Source organism: Rhodococcus sp. 1163 (assembly GCF_002091985.1).
Taxonomy (GTDB): Bacteria; Actinomycetota; Actinomycetes; order Mycobacteriales; family Mycobacteriaceae; genus Rhodococcoides.
Map to the genome: position 1 here is coordinate 337,738 of NZ_MKKX01000018.1, position 17,740 is coordinate 355,477.

The 17,740-nt window shown below is 64.6% G+C and carries 17 protein-coding genes and 1 pseudogene; 9 read left to right on the top strand and 9 right to left on the bottom strand.

Features of this window, described 5'->3' with window-relative positions; genetic code table 11:
* The first annotated feature begins 52 nt into the window (after nucleotides 1–52).
* Both BJD99_RS07805 and BJD99_RS07810 read left to right on the top strand, forming a co-directional pair.
* Nucleotides 53–406 carry a GNAT family N-acetyltransferase gene (locus BJD99_RS07805; protein ID WP_084346212.1) on the top strand — a complete coding sequence of 118 codons (354 nt, stop codon included), beginning with the start codon at nucleotides 53–55 and terminating at the stop codon, nucleotides 404–406.
* An 18-nt stretch (nucleotides 407–424) separates the two neighbouring features.
* Nucleotides 425–874, top strand: a pseudogene (locus tag BJD99_RS07810) (carboxymuconolactone decarboxylase family protein).
* Nucleotides 875–904: 30 nt separating this feature from the next.
* Here the strand turns inward: BJD99_RS07810 and BJD99_RS07815 are convergent.
* Nucleotides 905–2,440 (bottom strand): acyl-CoA synthetase, encoded by a 1,536-nt coding sequence (locus BJD99_RS07815; protein ID WP_084346213.1) that lies wholly within the window; start codon nucleotides 2,438–2,440, stop codon nucleotides 905–907.
* A gap of 131 nt (nucleotides 2,441–2,571) precedes the next feature.
* Complete coding sequence (locus BJD99_RS07820; protein WP_084346214.1) at nucleotides 2,572–4,170, bottom strand: ABC transporter substrate-binding protein; 1,599 nt, start codon at nucleotides 4,168–4,170, stop codon at nucleotides 2,572–2,574.
* Nucleotides 4,171–4,270: 100 nt separating this feature from the next.
* Here BJD99_RS07820 and BJD99_RS07825 point away from each other — a divergent pair, with 100 nt between their 5' ends.
* The 5 genes from BJD99_RS07825 (at nucleotide 4,271) to BJD99_RS20955 (ending at nucleotide 7,787) form a co-directional block, all read left to right on the top strand.
* Entirely contained in the window at nucleotides 4,271–4,891 is a 621-nt protein-coding gene (locus BJD99_RS07825) for a TetR/AcrR family transcriptional regulator (RefSeq protein ID WP_256895544.1), read from the top strand.
* A gap of 10 nt (nucleotides 4,892–4,901) precedes the next feature.
* Nucleotides 4,902–5,846: a TauD/TfdA family dioxygenase gene (locus tag BJD99_RS07830; RefSeq protein WP_084346215.1), complete on the top strand. Its 945-nt coding sequence runs from the start codon at nucleotides 4,902–4,904 to the stop codon at nucleotides 5,844–5,846.
* A gap of 50 nt (nucleotides 5,847–5,896) precedes the next feature.
* A complete protein-coding gene (locus BJD99_RS07835; RefSeq protein WP_179142233.1) occupies nucleotides 5,897–6,589 on the top strand; it encodes a nitroreductase in 693 nt (230 codons plus the stop codon).
* Nucleotides 6,586–7,335, top strand: a complete 750-nt coding sequence (locus BJD99_RS07840; RefSeq protein WP_084346216.1) for an enoyl-CoA hydratase-related protein — start codon at nucleotides 6,586–6,588, stop codon at nucleotides 7,333–7,335. The genes BJD99_RS07835 and BJD99_RS07840 overlap by 4 nt, the downstream gene beginning before the upstream one ends.
* A gap of 311 nt (nucleotides 7,336–7,646) precedes the next feature.
* The gene (locus BJD99_RS20955) at nucleotides 7,647–7,787 is read left to right on the top strand and encodes a hypothetical protein (protein WP_179142234.1); all 141 of its coding nucleotides are present in this window, start codon (nucleotides 7,647–7,649) and stop codon (nucleotides 7,785–7,787) included.
* Nucleotides 7,788–8,299: 512 nt separating this feature from the next.
* Here the strand turns inward: BJD99_RS20955 and BJD99_RS07855 are convergent.
* Nucleotides 8,300–8,950: a bifunctional 2-polyprenyl-6-hydroxyphenol methylase/3-demethylubiquinol 3-O-methyltransferase UbiG gene (locus BJD99_RS07855; RefSeq protein ID WP_084346219.1), complete on the bottom strand. Its 651-nt coding sequence runs from the start codon at nucleotides 8,948–8,950 to the stop codon at nucleotides 8,300–8,302.
* 96 nt (nucleotides 8,951–9,046) lie between these two features.
* Between BJD99_RS07855 and BJD99_RS07860 the strand changes: the two genes are divergently transcribed.
* The gene (locus tag BJD99_RS07860; protein WP_084346220.1) at nucleotides 9,047–9,643 is read left to right on the top strand and encodes a helix-turn-helix domain-containing protein; all 597 of its coding nucleotides are present in this window, start codon (nucleotides 9,047–9,049) and stop codon (nucleotides 9,641–9,643) included.
* Between the two features lie 18 nt (nucleotides 9,644–9,661).
* Here BJD99_RS07860 and BJD99_RS07865 read toward each other — a convergent pair whose 3' ends face one another.
* From BJD99_RS07865 to BJD99_RS07890, 6 genes are all read right to left on the bottom strand, one after another.
* A complete protein-coding gene (locus BJD99_RS07865) occupies nucleotides 9,662–10,903 on the bottom strand; it encodes an ATP-binding protein (RefSeq protein WP_143542088.1) in 1,242 nt (413 codons plus the stop codon).
* 60 nt (nucleotides 10,904–10,963) lie between these two features.
* Complete coding sequence (locus BJD99_RS07870; protein ID WP_084346222.1) at nucleotides 10,964–12,553, bottom strand: AMP-binding protein; 1,590 nt, start codon at nucleotides 12,551–12,553, stop codon at nucleotides 10,964–10,966.
* 103 nt (nucleotides 12,554–12,656) lie between these two features.
* Complete coding sequence (locus tag BJD99_RS07875; protein ID WP_084346223.1) at nucleotides 12,657–13,139, bottom strand: YbjN domain-containing protein; 483 nt, start codon at nucleotides 13,137–13,139, stop codon at nucleotides 12,657–12,659.
* Nucleotides 13,136–14,479 carry a D-inositol-3-phosphate glycosyltransferase gene (gene mshA / locus BJD99_RS07880; protein ID WP_256895545.1) on the bottom strand — a complete coding sequence of 448 codons (1,344 nt, stop codon included), beginning with the start codon at nucleotides 14,477–14,479 and terminating at the stop codon, nucleotides 13,136–13,138. The genes BJD99_RS07875 and mshA overlap by 4 nt, the downstream gene beginning before the upstream one ends.
* A gap of 19 nt (nucleotides 14,480–14,498) precedes the next feature.
* Nucleotides 14,499–15,332, bottom strand: coding sequence for an alpha/beta fold hydrolase (locus tag BJD99_RS07885; RefSeq protein WP_084346396.1), 834 nt, complete (start codon nucleotides 15,330–15,332; stop codon nucleotides 14,499–14,501).
* A gap of 54 nt (nucleotides 15,333–15,386) precedes the next feature.
* The gene (locus tag BJD99_RS07890; RefSeq protein WP_084346224.1) at nucleotides 15,387–16,682 is read right to left on the bottom strand and encodes an ROK family protein; all 1,296 of its coding nucleotides are present in this window, start codon (nucleotides 16,680–16,682) and stop codon (nucleotides 15,387–15,389) included.
* A gap of 302 nt (nucleotides 16,683–16,984) precedes the next feature.
* Between BJD99_RS07890 and BJD99_RS07895 the strand changes: the two genes are divergently transcribed.
* On the top strand, nucleotides 16,985–17,740 hold the full coding sequence (locus tag BJD99_RS07895) for an SDR family NAD(P)-dependent oxidoreductase (RefSeq protein ID WP_084346225.1): 756 nt from the start codon (nucleotides 16,985–16,987) through the stop codon (nucleotides 17,738–17,740).

The window sequence follows — 17,740 nt, forward strand, 5'->3', positions numbered from 1 at the left end:
ACCCGGATGCCGATTCGGACGACAGCCTGGCATTCTGGGGCATAGTGGGATCATGACCAATGGAGACCACAACGACGACGGCCACGGTTCGACAATAGTCGATGCTCCCGATCACCACCGTTACGAAATCCATGTGGACGGGCAGCGCGCCGGGTTCGCGGCCTACATCGATGCCGACAACCAACGGATTTTTCATCACACTGTGATCGACGATCAGTATTCCGGACGAGGCCTGGCCGGAGAATTGGTTGCCGCTGCGTTGAGTCGCACCCGCGATGCCCGTAAGCGCATAGTCCCGGTCTGCTCGTACGTTGCCAGATTCGTCGAAAAGCACCACGACTTCGACGACGCCCTCGACCCGGTTACACCTGCCACACTCGAAATCGTCCGGGCCGAGAACAAGTGACCGCAGGGTCGAGTATTCATCGACAAGCAAAGCCCAACGGTATACAAGGCAATGGCCGCTGCTGCAGGCGAACTCCGGTCGCAGGCCGCTGACGTAGGGCTCGATCGAATCATTTTGGAGCTGGTAAACCTTCGGGTTTCACAGATCAACGGGTGTGCCTTCTGCCTCGACGTGCATAGCGCCGCCGCGTTCAAGGCCGGTGAAACCCTGCAACGCGTTGCGGTCCTACCCAGCTGACGCGAAACCACCCTGTACACCGTGAAAGAACGTGCGGCCCTGCACATCGCCGAAGCCGTCACCCTGGTGAACAAAGAACACTCGAGCGACGAAGACTACGATCTGGTTCGGCAATCTCTCTCCGACGACGAGATATCGTTGCTGATCCTCACCGCGATCACCATCAACTCTTTCAACCGCATTTCGATCTTCAGTGGGCATCCCGTTGTGCCGCGGCCACATTCGTCCTGACCCGCACCCCCACAGCCGGACTCTCTCGGCTCACACGGGAAGGTAGTCCGCGCGCAGGACGTCCTTACGGAGTTTGCCGGACTCCATCCGGGGCAGCTCTTCCCGGAAATCGAGGACCCGCGGCACCTTGAACCGCGAGAGCCCCTCGCGCGCGAACTCCAGCAGCTCCGCTGCCAGCTCAGGACCAGCAACGATGCCTGCCGCCGGCTGCACGATGGCGTGCACGTACTCACCCATGTCCGCGTCGGGCAGGCCGAACACCGCGACGTCGGCGACCGCCGGGTGCATGATCATGTGGCCCTCGATCTCGGCGGGATAGATGTTGACGCCGCCGGAGATGATCATGAACGCCTTGCGGTCGGTCAGGTACAGGTAGCCGTCGGCGTCGACGCGGCCCATGTCGCCGATCGTCCACCACGTCGGCCGGTCCGGGTGCATCGCGCCGGCGGTCTTCGCGTCGTCGTTGTGATAATTGAAGGGTATGTCCTCCCGCGCGAAGTACACGGTCCCGACTTCCCCCGTGTCCACCTCCGCACCGTCGTCGTCGCAGATGTGGATCACGCCCGTCACCGATCGGCCGACGGTGCCTGGCCGCTCCCCCCAGTCCCGCGCCGCGATGAACGTGACGCCGATGCCCTCGGTGCCGGTGTAGTACTCGTCGACGATCGGGCCCAGCCAGTCCAGCACCCCCCGCTTGACGTCGACAGGGCACGGCGCGGCCGAGTGCAGCAGACCCTGCAGCGAGGACAGGTCGTGGCGAGTGCGGATCCCCGGGTCGAGCTTGAGAAGCCGCACCATCATCGTGGGGACGACCTGGGTGTGGGTGACGCGGTGCCGCTCGATCTGCGCGAGGAACTCCTCAGGATCCCACTTCGGCATCACCACGACGGTGCCGCCTATCTCCTGCACCGCGATCGACCAGTTGAACGCCGCCGCATGATAGAGCGGCGCGGGCACGAGATACACCGACTCCTCGTCGATCGTGGTGATCTTGCGGGCCAGGCCGGAGCTCCGGGGTGCGGCCGGATCGTCGACCCGCAGACCGGTCAGTGCACGCTTGACGCCCTTGGGCCGGCCCGTCGTGCCGGAGGAATACAGCATCAGCTGTCCGCGGGGCTCGTCGTCGAGAGGCTCCGCCGACTGCCGCGCCAGCAGCTCCTCGTAGGGCTCGACGCCGTCGATCACGCCGTCGAACATCATGCGGTGCACGGCGGGGTCGAGCAGCGGCAGCAGCCCGGCGGTGGTCTCCCGCAGGCCGTGCGAGCAGATCAGCACCTTCGCGCCGGAGTCCGCCATGATGTAGGCGGCTTCCTCTGGCGTGCTGTGCCGGTTGATCGCAGTGATGTAAAGACCAGAACGCACTGCAGCCCAATAGCTCTCGAAGAACCGGACGTGGTTCTCGGCGAGGATCGCGATGCCGTCGCCCACCTGCAGACCCCGCCCCCGCAGTTCACGGGCCAGCCGGATGGAGCGCTCGTCGAGCTCGGCGTAAGTGACGCCGGGGCCATCGCTCATCCGGACGGCGACGCGGTCGGGATGGGTGCGGGCGTGCAGTGCGGGGTACATCGAGGTCCTCCAGTGTTGGTCGATTGGTTTCATCGGCTCGGAGCCGGGACTTTTTCGTCTCTACAAAACTGATGATCGTCCGGGCTCGGTCCGTTGCCGCAGCATCGCCTCGCGCTCCCCGGAAGAGGTGATCAGTCGGTGGTCCACGCTTTGTCGAACAACAGGATGCCGTCCGAGCTCAATTGCACGCCGCGCACGTTGTCCGCGAACGGCATGAACAACCGATAGGGCCCGGTCACTGCCATCGGCGCGGTCTCGTTGACCAGAGTCTGGATCTCCGCCAGGGTCTGGCGCTGGTCGTCGTCCTCGCGAGCCGTCTGAAGCCGGCCCAGCAGCTCGTCCATGGCGGGGTTGGCGTAACCGAGCACGTTGGACGCGGACGCACTGTGGAGGTTGCCGTACATCCGGATGAACGGGGCCTCGTCGAGCACGTTGAAGCCGGCGTAGGAGACGTCGTAGTCGTGCTGCGCGTACAGCATCTTGACCAGGTCGTTGATCGAGCTGGCGTAGTTGATCTGGACCTCGAAGCCCACGTCCTGAAGCATCGCCTGGATCGCGAGGGCGCTGCGCTGGGTCTCGGGGTCGTTGGTGCCCACGTACGTGATCTTGCCGTCGTAACCATCGGCCTTGGCCTCGGCGAGCAGGCTGCGGGCCGTGTCCGGGTCATAGCCGGCGCCCGGGACGTCGGAGTGCCACCGCGACTGCGGCGCGAACATGTCGCTGCTCGCCACTCCGCTGTCGCTCTGCACGCGCTGGTTGAACAGATCGGGGTTGTACGCGGCGACCAGCGACCGACGGACCCGTTCGTCCGCACCCGGGCGGCCCTCACGGTTGTTGATGATCACCGTGCCGCTCATGTTGGCCGTGTACAACGCGCCGGGCAGACCGGCCTCCTCTGCCTTGTGCACGTTCTCGGGGTTGCGCAGGTAGGCGATCTGCACGTTGTCGGACTGCACCGACTCCAGGCGAGTGGTCTCGTTGACGATCGCGGGGAAGCGCACGGAGTCCAGGTACGGCTTGCCACCCCGGTAGTCCGCCCGCGCCGTCAGCACCAGCTCCTCCTGCGAAGCGAACCGCTCGAGCGTGAACGGCCCCGCCCCGATGGGAGCGAACTCGCCGCCGGCCATCGACGACGGCGCGACGACCATGCCCGGTCCGCTGGTCAGCAGTGCCGGGAACTCCCGCCACGGACGCTGGAGAGTGAACGTGACCGTCGAGTCGTCGGTCGCCTGTGTCTTCTCGACCGAGGCCGCCCACACCTGCGTGTGGGTTCCCTTCTTCTCCAGGTAGCGCTCGATACTCCAGGTCACCGCCGCCGCGTCGACGGGCGTGCCATCGCTGAAGGTGGCGCCGTCGCGGAGTTTCACGGTCCAGACGGTGTTGTCCTCGTTCGCGGCGATCGACTCCGCGAGTTGGGGGACGTATTCGCCGGAATCCTGGTCATAGCGCAGCAGTAGGTCGTAGAGCGCGGCCATCTCGGTGCCGCCAGTGGAGCCGCCGTCCTGCCGGGCGGCCGGGTCCAGGCTGCTCACCGAGGAGTAGCCGGCGTAAGCGATGGTCCCGCCCGGCCTCGGATCACCATCGGCCTGCACCCCGACGAGCCCGTTGGCCACGTCGTCCGAACTCGCCGATGAGGCGGATTCGCCGCTCGAACAACCCACGAGGAGCAGTCCCACCGCGGCGCACGCAGCCACCACGCGGCCGGTTCCCGATAGTGCACGCAAGGCCATATCGCACTCTTTCTTTCAGTCGGAGGCATGCCAGACTTCACCGCCCGCACAGCTCAGGCGACGTTTGACAGCTTAAGGTTACGACCTTAACCTACATCTTGTGACCCCAATCACGGCACGAATCGCGATGATCGACGCCGCCGAGCAGATCATCGCCGAACGCGGACTGCCCGCGCTCACGCTCAAAGACGTCCAGCTCGCGGCGGACCAGTCGAACAAGTCGGCGGCCAAGTACCACTTCGGGTCCCGCGAGGGACTCATCGAGGCCCTCGTCGCGGCGCGTATGGGACCCATCAACGCCCGCAGGACGCAGCTGCTCGAGGAAATAGAGACGTCCGGCGATCCGACGCCCGTCCGACAAGCCGTGAAAGCCCTCGTGCACCCCCTCGCCGCCGAGACACTCGGCCGGCCCGGCAGCCGCTATGCGCGCTTTCTCGTGCAGGCGGTGATCGATCCCGTACTCGCCGAGGTGACCCAGAAACACTTGCAGGCGGAAAGCTACCGTCGCGTCCACCAGCTATTGGTCGCGCTCTGCCCCGCGCCAGGAAAGATCGCGACCTGGCGCACCAACAACGCCGTCATGTTCAGCATGACTGCCCTCGCCACGCGGGAAGGCACAGACCGGACCGACGCCGAGACCACGGCGATCGTCTCCAACCTCGTCGACACCCTCGCCGCCATGATCGAAGCCCCGGTCTCGACCCCCACCCCGTATCTCTAGGAGCCACGCCATGACCTACGCGCTTCCCAGCACCGCAGCCCCCACTCCGACCGACCCGCTGGCATACTTCGGGCCGATCATCGCCCCCCGTCTGACAGCAGCCACGGACGATCGGCCCTACGAACTGTTCACGCTGAACCCGCAGACCCCCACCATCGGCGCCGAGATCTCCGGCATCCGACTCGGCGGGAACCTCACCGAGGAGGTCCTGGCGGAATTGCGCCGCGCGCTGCTCGAGTGGAAGGTGCTGTTCTTCCGCGACCAGGACATCACGCGGGCTGAGCACCGCGCGTTCGCCGCACGGTGGGGAGAGCTCGAGCAGCATCCGTTCTACAAGTACACCCAGCCCGGGCAGAGCGACATCGACGTCGCGACACTGGCCAAGGACGCGACCGCCGTCGGCGCCGAGAACATCTGGCACAACGACGTCACCTGGCATCGGACGCCCTCGTTCGCGGCAGTCCTGCGCGCGGTCGAGATCCCCCCAGTCGGCGGGGACACGCTGTGGGCAGACATGGGCGCGGCATACGATCTGCTGCCCGAAGACATCAAGGCGCGGATCGACCACCTCGAGGCCGAGCACGACTGGCTACGTTCGTTCGGGTCCGGGATGCCACAGGACGCGATCGACATGCTGCGACCCCAGTTCCCGCCGGTCACGCACCCGGTGGTGCGGGTCATCCCCGAGACCGGCCGCCGCGTGCTGTTCGTCAACGTCGCCTTCACCCAGCGCATCCTCGGCATCTCGGCGGACGAATCGAACGAGCTGCTGCGCATGCTCTACCGGCATGCCATGCGCCCAGAGCTGCAAGTTCGGCTGCGCTGGCAACCGAATACGATCGCCTTCTGGGACAACCGCGCCAGCCAGCACTACGCCTCGAGCGACTACTTCCCGGCGCGTCGCGTCATGGAGCGCATCTCGATCGTCGGCGACACGCCCATCGGCGTCGACTAGCACCACCGCGCTATCCCCTTGTCCGGCAATCAAATCAGGAGAGTCCCATCGTGATAGAGGCGCAGGCCCCCAGCCACCACTCCGAGCTGAAAGCGCTGCTCGACACGCGCAGCAGCTGCCGCGCGTTCCGCACCGACCCCGTGCCCAGCAGCACGATCGAGCAGATCCTCGAGATGGCGCAGCGCACGCCGTCCTGGTGCAACACCCAGCCCTGGCAGGTGTCGATCACCGAGGGCGAGGGCACCGAACGGTTCAGGAAAGGGCTCGGCGAGTACGTGCTGACCTCTCCGCAGGCGCCGGACTTCCCCTTCCCCACCGCGTATCAGGGTGATTACGGCGCCCGCCGTAAGGACTGCGCGATGCAGCTGTACGCGAGTGTGGGCATCGCGGCCGGCGACCGCCAGGCATCGTCGGCGCAGACGATGAAGAATTTCGAGCTGTTCGGCGCACCCCATGTCGCCGTCATCACCTCGGACGAGGCCCTCGGGATATACGGAGCCGTCGACTGCGGCCTGTACGTCAACACCTTCCTGCTCGCCGCACACAGCCTCGGTGTAGCGACGATCCCGCAGGCCGCGCTCGCCGGCAGCGCACCCTATCTGCGCGAGTTCTTCGGCCTGCCCGAGGACCGAAAGGTGGTCTGCTCCATCTCGTTCGGCTACGCCGACGACGCGCACCCCGCCAACTCCTTCCGCACCCCGCGGGCGGACATCGGCACGGCCGCGACCTGGGTGCGGGCATGAGCGTCGTCGAGGAGCGTCAGGGCCGGGTACTCGTCATCCGCCTCGAGCGGGAGGCCAAACGCAACGCGATCGACCGGGCCACCGCCGAGGGCATCGACGCGGCACTGAACCGGCTCGAGGACGATCCGGAGTTGTGGGCCGGCATCATCACCGGGACCGCTCAGGTGTTCAGCGCGGGCACCGACCTCAGCGCGGGCGTGAGCCTGCGGACCGAGCGGGGCGGGGAGTACGGCGTCATCCGGCGCGAGCGCCGCACGCCGCTGATCGCCGCGGTCGAAGGACTCGCGCTCGGCGGCGGATTCGAGATCGCACTCGCCTGCGACGCGATCATCGCCTCCCGCACCGCGCGTTTCGGGCTTCCCGAGACCCGACGCGGACTCGTCGCTACCTCGGGCGCGCTCTTCCGCGCCGCCCGGGCGCTGCCACCGAACATCGCGCGGGAGCTACTCATCTCCGGCCGCCACCTGGAGCCAGAACGCGCATACCAGTTGGGTCTGGTCAACGAGGTGGCCGAGCCCGGCCGCGCGCTCGAGCGGGCGCTCGCCCTCGCCGAGGATATCTGCCTGTCCTCCCCCATGGCCGTGGGGGAAACCCTGCGCGCGCTGCGCGCCATCACAGCCGCCGAGGACACCCTCGGCTGGCAGGCCACCGAACAGGCCATCGAGGTATTCCGCGCCTCCGAGGACATGAGCGAGGGCATCAGCGCATTCTTCGACAAGCGTCCGCCCCAGTGGCGCGGCCGCTGACCGTCCAGCAGCGTCGCGGTGGGACGTCCCGGGGTCATCGCCGGCAAACGGGCGGGCCCGGTCCCATCGTGGACCGGCGTCAGATCCAAGATCGCTGCGACGTAACTGGGTTCGCCGTGTCTCCCCACCTGTGCTCGTCCACGCCGATTATGCGGATCCCGCATTGGAGGCTGGAGAGCCGAAAACGAGTAGACAATAGGGGCGGCCGCAGCATCTCGACGCCTGTCCCGTAGCGGGGGTGGTCACAGCTTCTAACGCGTCGAGAAAGTGACACGTACCGAATACCCGCTATGCCCGACATGTGCGCGGCCATGATCACGAACACGATGGCCAGACCGGCGAATCCGGCAGTAGCCAGCCAACTTCCGTTGGCAACTCCCTTGAACAACGCTACGAAAACCAGTACGGCGAAGGCCGCGATGAACACAGCACTCGAGAAACCCGTCCACTGAATTCTCTGCGGCCACCGTGGAATCCACTGGAGCACAGGAAGATCTCTGCGAGGATGCGGATGGTCTCTTTCAGAACCCATGTCAATCCCACAGATTCTGCATGACCTTGGAACCGCCCCAGGCAACGAGACCACCCAGGGCCGCGGCGAACATGCTTAAAATTTCGGTGTCGACCTTCAACGATTCCCCCAATCGTGACCCGAACGGCACTCCAGCTCGGGTGAAAATGCTCGCACCAAAACGATGAACTACCATCACCTGCTGCCGATCAGCGCACCCCCGGTCGTCACCGCGATCCGAAGCTCACTCCCTACGGAATTCCGAGGAACGACGTGACAACGCCGGCGCGTTGTCCGCGCAACCGGCCCTGAGCGATCTCGACAGTGACGTCAATCCCTCATCGGTATCCGAACAGGTGGGCATGGTGTTCCGGTTGCGCGGTTTTCAGGCGGGATCCCGCCGAAAGGTCGTCTTGGTGGAACACCATGCCCACACGCCGGTCGCCCACAAGCTCACGGGCGGCGGACGGCCTTGACGACCACGTCGTGAATCGGGGTACGGCGGCCGTCGGGTGCCGTCGATTCTCGGTGTGATTCGGCGGCGGTGACGACCTCCCAGACGGCAGGGTCGAGGCGTGCCGTGATGCCGGCGGCCGTCGCAGAGGCCGACGCGGGCGGATCCTCGTGCCCATGACCATGACCATGCTCGGTGTCCGCGCCGTGATTCTCGTGATGAAGATGGCCCACGATGAACAAGGTGCCTGCGGGGGCGACCCAGGATGCGATGCGGTCGTAGAACTCGAGTTGCGGCATCGCGGGATGCGCATAGTGAGTGGTCACCAGGTCGTACTTTGCGTCGGGTTCCCAGGTGGACAGGTCGGCCTCGATCCACTGCACCTGATCGGCGACGCCCATGGCGGTGGCTCGCTGGGCCGCGTGAGCAAGAGCATCGGTCGCAATGTCGGCTGCCGTGACCTGCCAACCGCGTTCGGCGAGCCAGATCGCTTCGACTCCGGCGCCACATCCCGCTTCGAGTGCGGTGCCGGGGGTCGAGTCTGCGAATTCTCGGACCAGGTGCGGGTTCGGTTCACTGGCAGCCATCCCCGCAGCGCGGTCGCCCTGCCAGATCTGGTCCCAGTAATTTTTGTCGAACGAGTGCGTCATCGCATGTTCTCCTTCTCGATATAGGTGGCTTCTTCGACAGTGACCGGAGCAGCGCGGTATTGCAAACCTTGTTGCCGAATGGCAAAGTCGAACCGCATGAACAAGGCCACGGATCGCACCATCGATGCCGTAGGACCGCGGCTCAAGCAATTACGACAGCGCCGCGAGATCACGTTGATCGCTCTCGCCGAAGAGACAGGCATTTCAACCAGCACGCTGTCCCGACTCGAAGCAGGACTTCGGCGCCCCACCCTCGAACAGCTGTTACCGCTGGCCCGCGCTTACGGCGTCACTCTGGATGAGCTTGTCGACGCCCCGCCCACCGGTGACCCCCGCATCAACATGCGCCCACTACCCACTGACGACGGCACCACCATCGTGCCTCTGTCGCGTCGACCTGGTGGTATTCAGGCCTACAAGTTCGTCCTCCCCGCCGGTCGTGACGACGCAACTCCTGTGCTACGCACGCACGAAGGTTTCGACTGGGCCTTCGTTCTCGACGGCAGATTACGGCTCGTCCTCGGCGAGCTCGATCTCATCCTCGAACCCGGCGAGGCCGCGGAGTTCGACACCAGGACCCCCCACTGGTTCGGCGCTACCAGCTCCGGCCCGGTGGAGTTTCTCAGTCTGGTCGGCAAGCAGGGCGAGCGCGCGCACGTCCGCGCCGCGCCGACGAAGGCGAGTTCAAAATAGGACGGCTCTTCGAAACTGTTACGGATCGAACCGACGTCGGCGCGCGGCCCGAGCGGGAACGGTGAGAGAAGGCATGACCCTGATGATGAAGCGGTCGAAATGAGGAGCAGTGAATGCCACACCGCCACTGTCGAATTCGTACAACAGCCCTCGGTCCAACAACGATCGGCGGGTCTGCGAACACTGTGTAACCGTGCGGTCGAGCATTCGGGCGATATCGCTCTCGTGCTGCGGATCGGAACCGGCCTCGGCCATCGCCCGCAGATACGAGCGATCCAGATCAGTTGTCGGACCGAACTTTCTGGCGAAGAACGTGGCGTCGAGCGCCTTGCAATACTGCGCCGACGCGGCAGCAACATCCTGCGCGCTGATCGTGTTGCCGGCCTTGTTGGACCAGACCGCACCACCGAGTTCCTGCAGGAAGTAGGGGTACCGGCCGGTGAGTTCGACGGCGGCATCCAACGCGGCTTCCTCGAACTCCACTCCGAGTGCAGCCGCCGGTTCGCTCAGGACACGCCGGGAGTCTGCGTCCGTCAAGGCACCCAGGGCAGGGAACTCGAAGATCCGCTTGGCGTAGCGCTCGATCTCTTCGGTCAGGCCCGCGCGCGGTAAACCTGCCCCCACCAACGTAATCGGCAATTCACGCAGGAACGGTCGGTGAAATGCCGAGACCAATGCAGCGTATTGAGTCTGCGACAAGAGCTGGATTTCGTCGACTGCTATCACCACACCTCGCGAGTTCTCGAGTGCGGCGTCACCCATTGCCAAGATCACCTGAGTCAGGTCGGCGGCCAGATCACCACTGTCCGCTACTCCATCAGCGGTTGCGACGTCCCACTTGGCCATCATCGAGCCGTCTGCACCGCGTCCGAAGGACTGCAGGACCGCGGCTGCGCGAGTGGCAGCCTTGCCCCACCGTGAGCGGGGTGAGAGTCCGAGTAGTGCTCCACGCAATTCGAAGGTGAGTTGACGGCGAAACGCGTCGTCCTCGCGTTTGCTCACCTCGATATCGATGATCACCCAGTTCCGTGCACGTGCCTTCTCCACGCAATCGCGCAACAGTGCCGTCTTGCCCACCCCGCGTAGCCCGACAACGAGCATCGAACGCATGGATCGTTGCCGCTCCAACCCGGTAAGCAACGCGTCGAACAAGCCTTGTTGTTGGGTTCGCCCGATCAACGCCTGCGGTCTTTCCCCCGCGCCAGGGGTGTACGGATTGCTTGTCCCCACCATGACGACGCCCCCCTCGAGTTCCCCCACCGACACGAGCGCACCCCGCTCCTCGCGGAACGGGGTGCGCTTGTCTTCTACCTGCTGTTGCTACTTGCCCGATTCCGCGGCGCGAAGGTCTTTGCGCAGAATCTTGCCTGCCGCGGACTTCGGCACGATATCGATGAATTCGACCTTGCGCACCTTCTTGTGCGGCGATACGCGCTCGGCGACGAAGGCCATCACGCCGTCCGCGTCGATCTTCGCGTCGGCCTGCAGCACGACGAATGCCTTCGGAACCTCTTCGCCTGCTTCGTCGATGACTCCGATGACGGCCGCGTCGGCGATATCCGGGTGCGTCAGCAGTAGCGCTTCCAGCTCTGCGGGCGGCACCTGGTAGCCCTTGTACTTGATCAGTTCCTTCAGGCGATCGACGATGTACACGACGCCCTCGGCATCGACGACGGCGATGTCGCCGGTGTGCAGATAACCGTCGGCGTCAAGTGTTTCGGCTGTCGCCTCGGGGTTGTTGAGGTAACCGACCATGACGTTCGGGCCCTTGACCCACAGCTCGCCGGGCTCCGAGCGCCCCTCGGTCGGAAGAGCGATCTCTTCGAGTGTCCCCGGGTCGACGATCTTGTTGACGGTGTTCGCCAGCGGCAACCCGACCGAACTCAGCGGCATGTCGTCGCGGTCGAATGGAATGGCATGGCTGACGGGGCTGAGCTCGCTCATCCCGTAGCCCTGACGAACTCGCGTATTCAGACGCTTCGCGACGGCCTTGCCGAGCTCCTCGTCGAGCGGGGCAGCACCGGAGAAGATGGTGTGCACGCTCGAGAGGTCGTACTGGTCCACCAGTGGATGCTTGGCCAGCGCCACGGCAACGGGTGGTGCGATGAAGAGGTAGGTGAGCTTGTTGTCCTGGATTATGCGCAGGAATTCGACGAGGTCGAATTTCGGCATCGTGACCAGACGAGCACGCAGTTTCAACGCGATGTTGAGCAGAACGGTCAGCCCGTAGATGTGGAAGAACGGCAGCAGTGCGAGGATCGCGTCGTCGGTGTCGATGCCGACGCGAGGCTCCATCTGGGCAACGTTCGCCACGAGGTTGCGGTGCGTCAGAATCACGCCCTTCGGGACACCGGTCGTGCCCGAGGAGTACGGCAGCACGGCGATATGTGTCGACGGATCGAACGACACCTCCGGCGCGGGCGCGCCCTGCGTGAGGAGGTCCCGCAGACTGGGGTGGCCCTCTGCACCGTCGAGAACGATGATGTGATCGTCCGCCATTCCGACCTTCTCGGCTGCGACCTTGGCCTGCGGGTACAGCGGTGAGACGGTGAAGAGGAACTTCGCGCCGGAGCCGGTGAGCTGCTTGGCGATGTCCTCGGCCGTGTAGAGCGCGTTGATCGTCGTCGCGGTACCACCTGCGCGAAGAATGCCGTGCAACACCGAGGCGAACGCGGGGATGTTCGGCGAGTGCAGCGCTACGACGTCGCCGAGTTCGAGACCGCGGGCTGCGAGGGCTCCGGCGATGCCGTCGATCTGCCCGATGAGAGCCTTGTAGGTGGTGACTGCTCCGGAGCTGCCGTCGACGAGCGCAGGCTTGTCGAGATCAGCCTCCGCGATGGACCCGAACAGATAGTCGTAGACACTGAGGTTCGGGATCTCGACATCGGGAAAGGGGCTGTTGAAGCTCATGGCTCTCCTTCGAACACGCTTACGGCAGATGCTCGAAATCCTACAGTGAACCCCGTCACAACGGGTGATAGACCCATTCGAAACCGACTGTCGGCCACACCGATCAGTCGTCGATGAGATGCTCGAACGCTGCCAGATTGGTCAACGGTTCTCCACGCGAAACACGCCATGCCCATTCACGTTTGATGGATTCGGCGAAACCGAGTTCGAGCAGAACATTGAAGTCACCGTCGGCAGCCTCGAGAATTTGGCCCAGCACTCGGTCGATCTCGTCCCCGGTCACCGCGTGCAGCGACATTCCACCGACGAGGTAGATGTCGCCTACTTTGTCGATCGTGTAGTGAACTCCGTACATTCTCCGGTTGCGTCGGAGGAGGTACTTGTAGACGCCTTCGAAGTTCTCGTCGGGCTTGCGGCACACGAATGCCTCGATGCGAACACCGTGACGACCGACAGTGAGCATCGTCGCGGTCTTGAGCTTGCGCTCCCCCGGCAACTCGACGATGAAGGAATTGTCGTTCTTGCGTTGATATTCGAGTCCGCGCTCGGTCAAGACCTCGTCGATGAGAGTGATCGTGTCGCTCATGCCGTGACGGCTCCTGTTCGTCGTAGTTTCCAGAGTCCCCGTGATCGGCGCGGCGAGAATTCACTCGGCGCTTCATGGCGATCGAAGTGGAACTTGGCGGCCCGGTAGCTCTCCATGAGGCCTTCGGCGGTGCGCTCCCACGAGAAGTCTGCGGCGTGAATCGGCGCGGCAGATGCCATGCGCGCGAGCGCAGTACGGTCGCGCAGCATGTTTCCCAATGCAGTAGCCCAGTCCTCGGTGCGGTGACCCTGTACCAACACACCGGTCTCGCCCGATCGGACCGCGACACCGAGACCGCCTACATCGGCGGCAATCACCGGGGTTCCGCATGCTTGCGCTTCGATGGCAACCAATCCGAACGATTCGTTGTAACTCGGAACGGCTACCACATCAGCGGCGCGATAGATCTGCGCGAGCTTCTCCGAACGCTGTGGCGGCAGAAACGTCACACGCGCCGAAATGCCCAGTACAGCAGCAAGTTCGATGAGACTGTCGGGCCGGTCCAGACCGCTACCCGACGGTCCACCGACCACGAGAATTCGAAGCGGCACACCCGGGTCACGTGCGAGAAGCTCGGCGGCTGCCCGGAGCAGCACGTCGGGTGCTTTGAGCGGTTGGATCCTGCCGACGAACGCGACGACAGTCTCGCTCGGGTCGATTCCGAACTCTGCGCGGGCTGCCTTTTTGTCATCTGGTCGGTACCTGCTCAGATCGGCGCCGGGCGCAACGACGTCGATCGAATCCGGTGATGCCCCGTAGATGTCGATGAGCTGCTGGGCCTCTCCCGAGGTGTTGGCGATCAACCGATCAGCCTCGGCCACGACCTGTTGTTCACCGATCTGCCGGGCTGCTGGTTCCGGTGAGTCACCAGCGGCCATCGATGCGTTCTTGACGGCGGCGAGCGTATGAGCGGTATGCACCAACGGCACACCCCATCGGTCGCGCGCAAGCCAACCGACTTGTCCGGATAGCCAGTAGTGGGAGTGAACGAGGTCGTAGTACCCGATGTCGTGACGCGCTTCTTCGCGAAGTACACCTGCCGCGAATGCGCACAACTGGGTCGGCAGATCCTGCTTGTCCAGGCCCTCGAACGGCCCGGCCACGATGTTGCGCACCAGAACACCTGGTGCTGCCTCGGTGACAGGTTCGTCGGCCGAGGACGTCGCCCGGGTGAAGATCTCCACCTCGACGCCGCGCTTGGCCAGCTCTTTGGCGCTCTGAAGCACATAGACATTCATGCCACCGGCATCACCCATGCCGGGCTGTGCCAGTGGAGAGGTATGCAGTGACAGCACCGCAACCCGGTTCAACTGGCGACCACTCACCGTTCCAGTTTGCACTCCCCCACAGTACGGACGTTCACAGACCCTCGATGAAGGCCCCGACCTCCGCCACGAAACGAGCAGGGTCGGTAACGAACGGACCGTGGTCGACACCCTCCCAATACGACTCGGTGACCTTCGGGATCAACGATGCAGCGTGTCGTCCGGACGAGACGTCGACGACCGTATCGGCGGTTCCGTGCAGGACGAGGGCCGGCACCCCGAGGCTGCTCAGAAGATCATCGTGGGAGGCCGTCCGGTCGAACAATGCGGCCCGGACGCGAGGGGGTGTCGCGAGAGTGAGCCCGAAGAGTTGCTGTGCCTGCGCTCCCTTCCCCTCGACCGGGCCGGTGAGTGCATTACCGAAGCTACCGAGTGCGCGAATGGCGACGCTCGGCACCTCCGACATCGCATCTGGGATCGCCGCGCGCATCGAACTCCCGACCTTTCCGCCGGCTTCCCCTCGGCCGATACCGGTGATCGCGCCCACGAGGACGACCCCCGCCGTCGCCTCGCTCCCGTGTTCGGCGAGGTAGTCGCAGATCACGAGACCGCCGTAGGACCAGCCGAGTAGAACGGCATTCGCCGCTACTGCCTCCGCGGTGAGGACTGCGTGGACGTCACCCGCCCAATTGAGGGGGTCCGCGTAACCGTCGGCGGGCGCGTCCGAATACCCATGTCCGCGCAGATCCACGGCAATCAACCGATACGAGTCGGCCAACCCGTTCAACACGCCCTCACCCCAGCACGCCGAGGACTGCGCCCAGCCGTGCAGCAATATCAACGGCCGAGCGGCAGGATCACCGGAAACTCGGTAGACGATGTTGGTGCCGTCGATGCTGCATGCCTGCCGAACCTCACTCGTTGCCATGGCGCCCATTGTCGCCGAGAGCAGGGCCCGACTCGGCAGCGGCCCAACGCCCGTTCAGGCTGCGGCCCGACGCATGGAGGCGAGCGGATCGGAGTACACCGAACTGAGCGAGACCACTGCTGCCGCGAACTCTTGAACCTTGCTGCCGAAGCCGGTGATGCGAATGTCCCTACGCGGCAACGTCGATGATCGCGAGAACGCCGATGCGACGTGTGGGATTCCGGCGGGATACTCAGTGAAAGCCTGGCCACCGAGCAAAACCCGATCCGGGTTGAAGAGATCACGCAACAACCCGACGGTCTTGCCGAGCGCCTGCGCTCGCTCGGTCAGCACCTCCTGCGCTCCGAGCGATCCGTTCTGTGCGAGTTGATGCAGCGTCGCAACCGACCGGCGTGGCTCGGCCGCCGTCAACACACCTCGCTCGACGGCCGCCGCTACGACGGCTCGGTCGCTGACGGTGGCTTCGAGGCATCCGCGACTGCCGCAGAAGCACTGCGCATTCGATCCGGTCGGCACATGTGCGATCGATCCCGGGCCGGTCGACGGAGTGTGGACGCGTCCGTCGATGGTCAGCGCGATTCCAGCGGTTTCACGGGCGTAGAAGTACAGACTCGTTCCGGTCGTGACCTCGGCGGTCCGCACCGGCGCCAGCAACAGCTCCGATGCGGCCATGGCTTCGACGTGCCCTGACACGGACACCGGAAGCCCCAACCCCCCACCGATGATCGTCCCGACCTGAGCGCCTTCCCAACCCAGTCGTGGATGATCGACCGAGCCGGTCGCCGTATCGACGCGACCACCCACGGCAACTCCCACCCAGAGTGGGGTGCGGCGATGCCACCGCGCGGCGAAAGCACCTGCGCTACGGGTGATGGACGCAAGTGCAGCCGGCGCCGACCCTGGAGGCGTCGAGATCTCGACAGCGCCGAGAATGCGACCACGCAAGTCGCTGATGACGACTTTGGTGACCACGGCACCGATGTGAATTCCGATGGTGGCGTATGGCTCGTGGTTGATCTCGAACGGTATCCGCGGACGTCCGACGGCACCGGAGGCGGTGAGGTCTGCTCGTTCACGAAGAAGTCCGACGCCAAGCAGTGCGGATACTTGCCGGTTGACGGTTGCGATGCTCAATCCTGTTGCACGAGCGGCACTATCGCGTGAGATCGGACCTTCCGCGGAAGCGACACGAAGGACCGATGCAGCGGGGTTGTCCGCGATCCGAAGATCCGGAGCAACGACCTGCACACCCGTCCTCGGCGGTGCGGGCGAACGCACGAGTGTGGGAGTGGATCGAGCGTTGCGCCGCAATGGAATCGGCGGCGAGGTAGGCAAAATAGCGATAGCCACAGTGTTCGGTCCTCAGCAGTAGACCCGTCTTCGCGAGACAGGTGGTGCATGAAACTCGAGGCAGAAAACACGCAATACGACGCGATTCAGCCCGGCGAGTGCGGAAACTAGCGGGAGGTTCCGAGACCGGGACAACACAGTTCCCTGGGAAGTGGCAGCCGAGAACCCAGGGCGGCGGTCACATAGGTGACCCGCAATGCATGGGTGAGGCTTGCGGACATGTGGGCAAAATTAGCACTGCACGGCCACTTCACCAATCCCGGGTCCCGTATGCAGGCGAAATCGGCGTCTAGAATCGATGCATGACATTGTCCGAACACATTTCGCCCGACGCTCGCATCGCCGTCGTCACCGGCGCAAGCTCGGGAATCGGCGAAGCCACTGCTCGCCAACTCGCCGCCCAGGGATACCACGTCGTCATTGGGGCACGTCGCCTCGACCGACTCGAAGCGGTTGCCGACGAAATCGGCGGCACCGCACTGGAACTCGATGTGACAGACGAGGATTCGGTGGCCGCGTTCACCGCAGTCATCCCCAGGGTTCACGTGCTGATCAACAATGCCGGCGGCGCCAAAGGTCTGGCACCTGTCATCGATGCCGACCTCGAGGACTGGCGCTGGATGTGGGAGACCAACGTTCTGGGGACCCTGCGCATCACCAAGGCGCTACTGCCCAAGTTGATCGAATCCGGCGACGGACTCGTGGTGACCATCACCTCGGTTGCGGCCTTCGAGGCGTACGACAACGGATCGGGATACACCTCGGCCAAGCACGCACAGGCGGTCCTGCATCGCACGCTGCGCGGCGAACTGCTGGGCCAACCCGTCCGCCTGACCGAGGTCGCACCGGGTGCGGTCGAGACCGAGTTTTCGCTGGTGCGATTCGATGGTGACGAGGCCAAGGCCGACGCGGTGTACCAGGGAATCACCCCGCTCGTTGCGCAGGACATCGCCGAGGTGATCGGCTTCGTGGCGTCGCGTCCGTCTCATGTGAATCTGGACCAGATCATCATCAAACCCCGTGATCAAGCGGGTCCTGGACGCTTTTCACGCACGTAG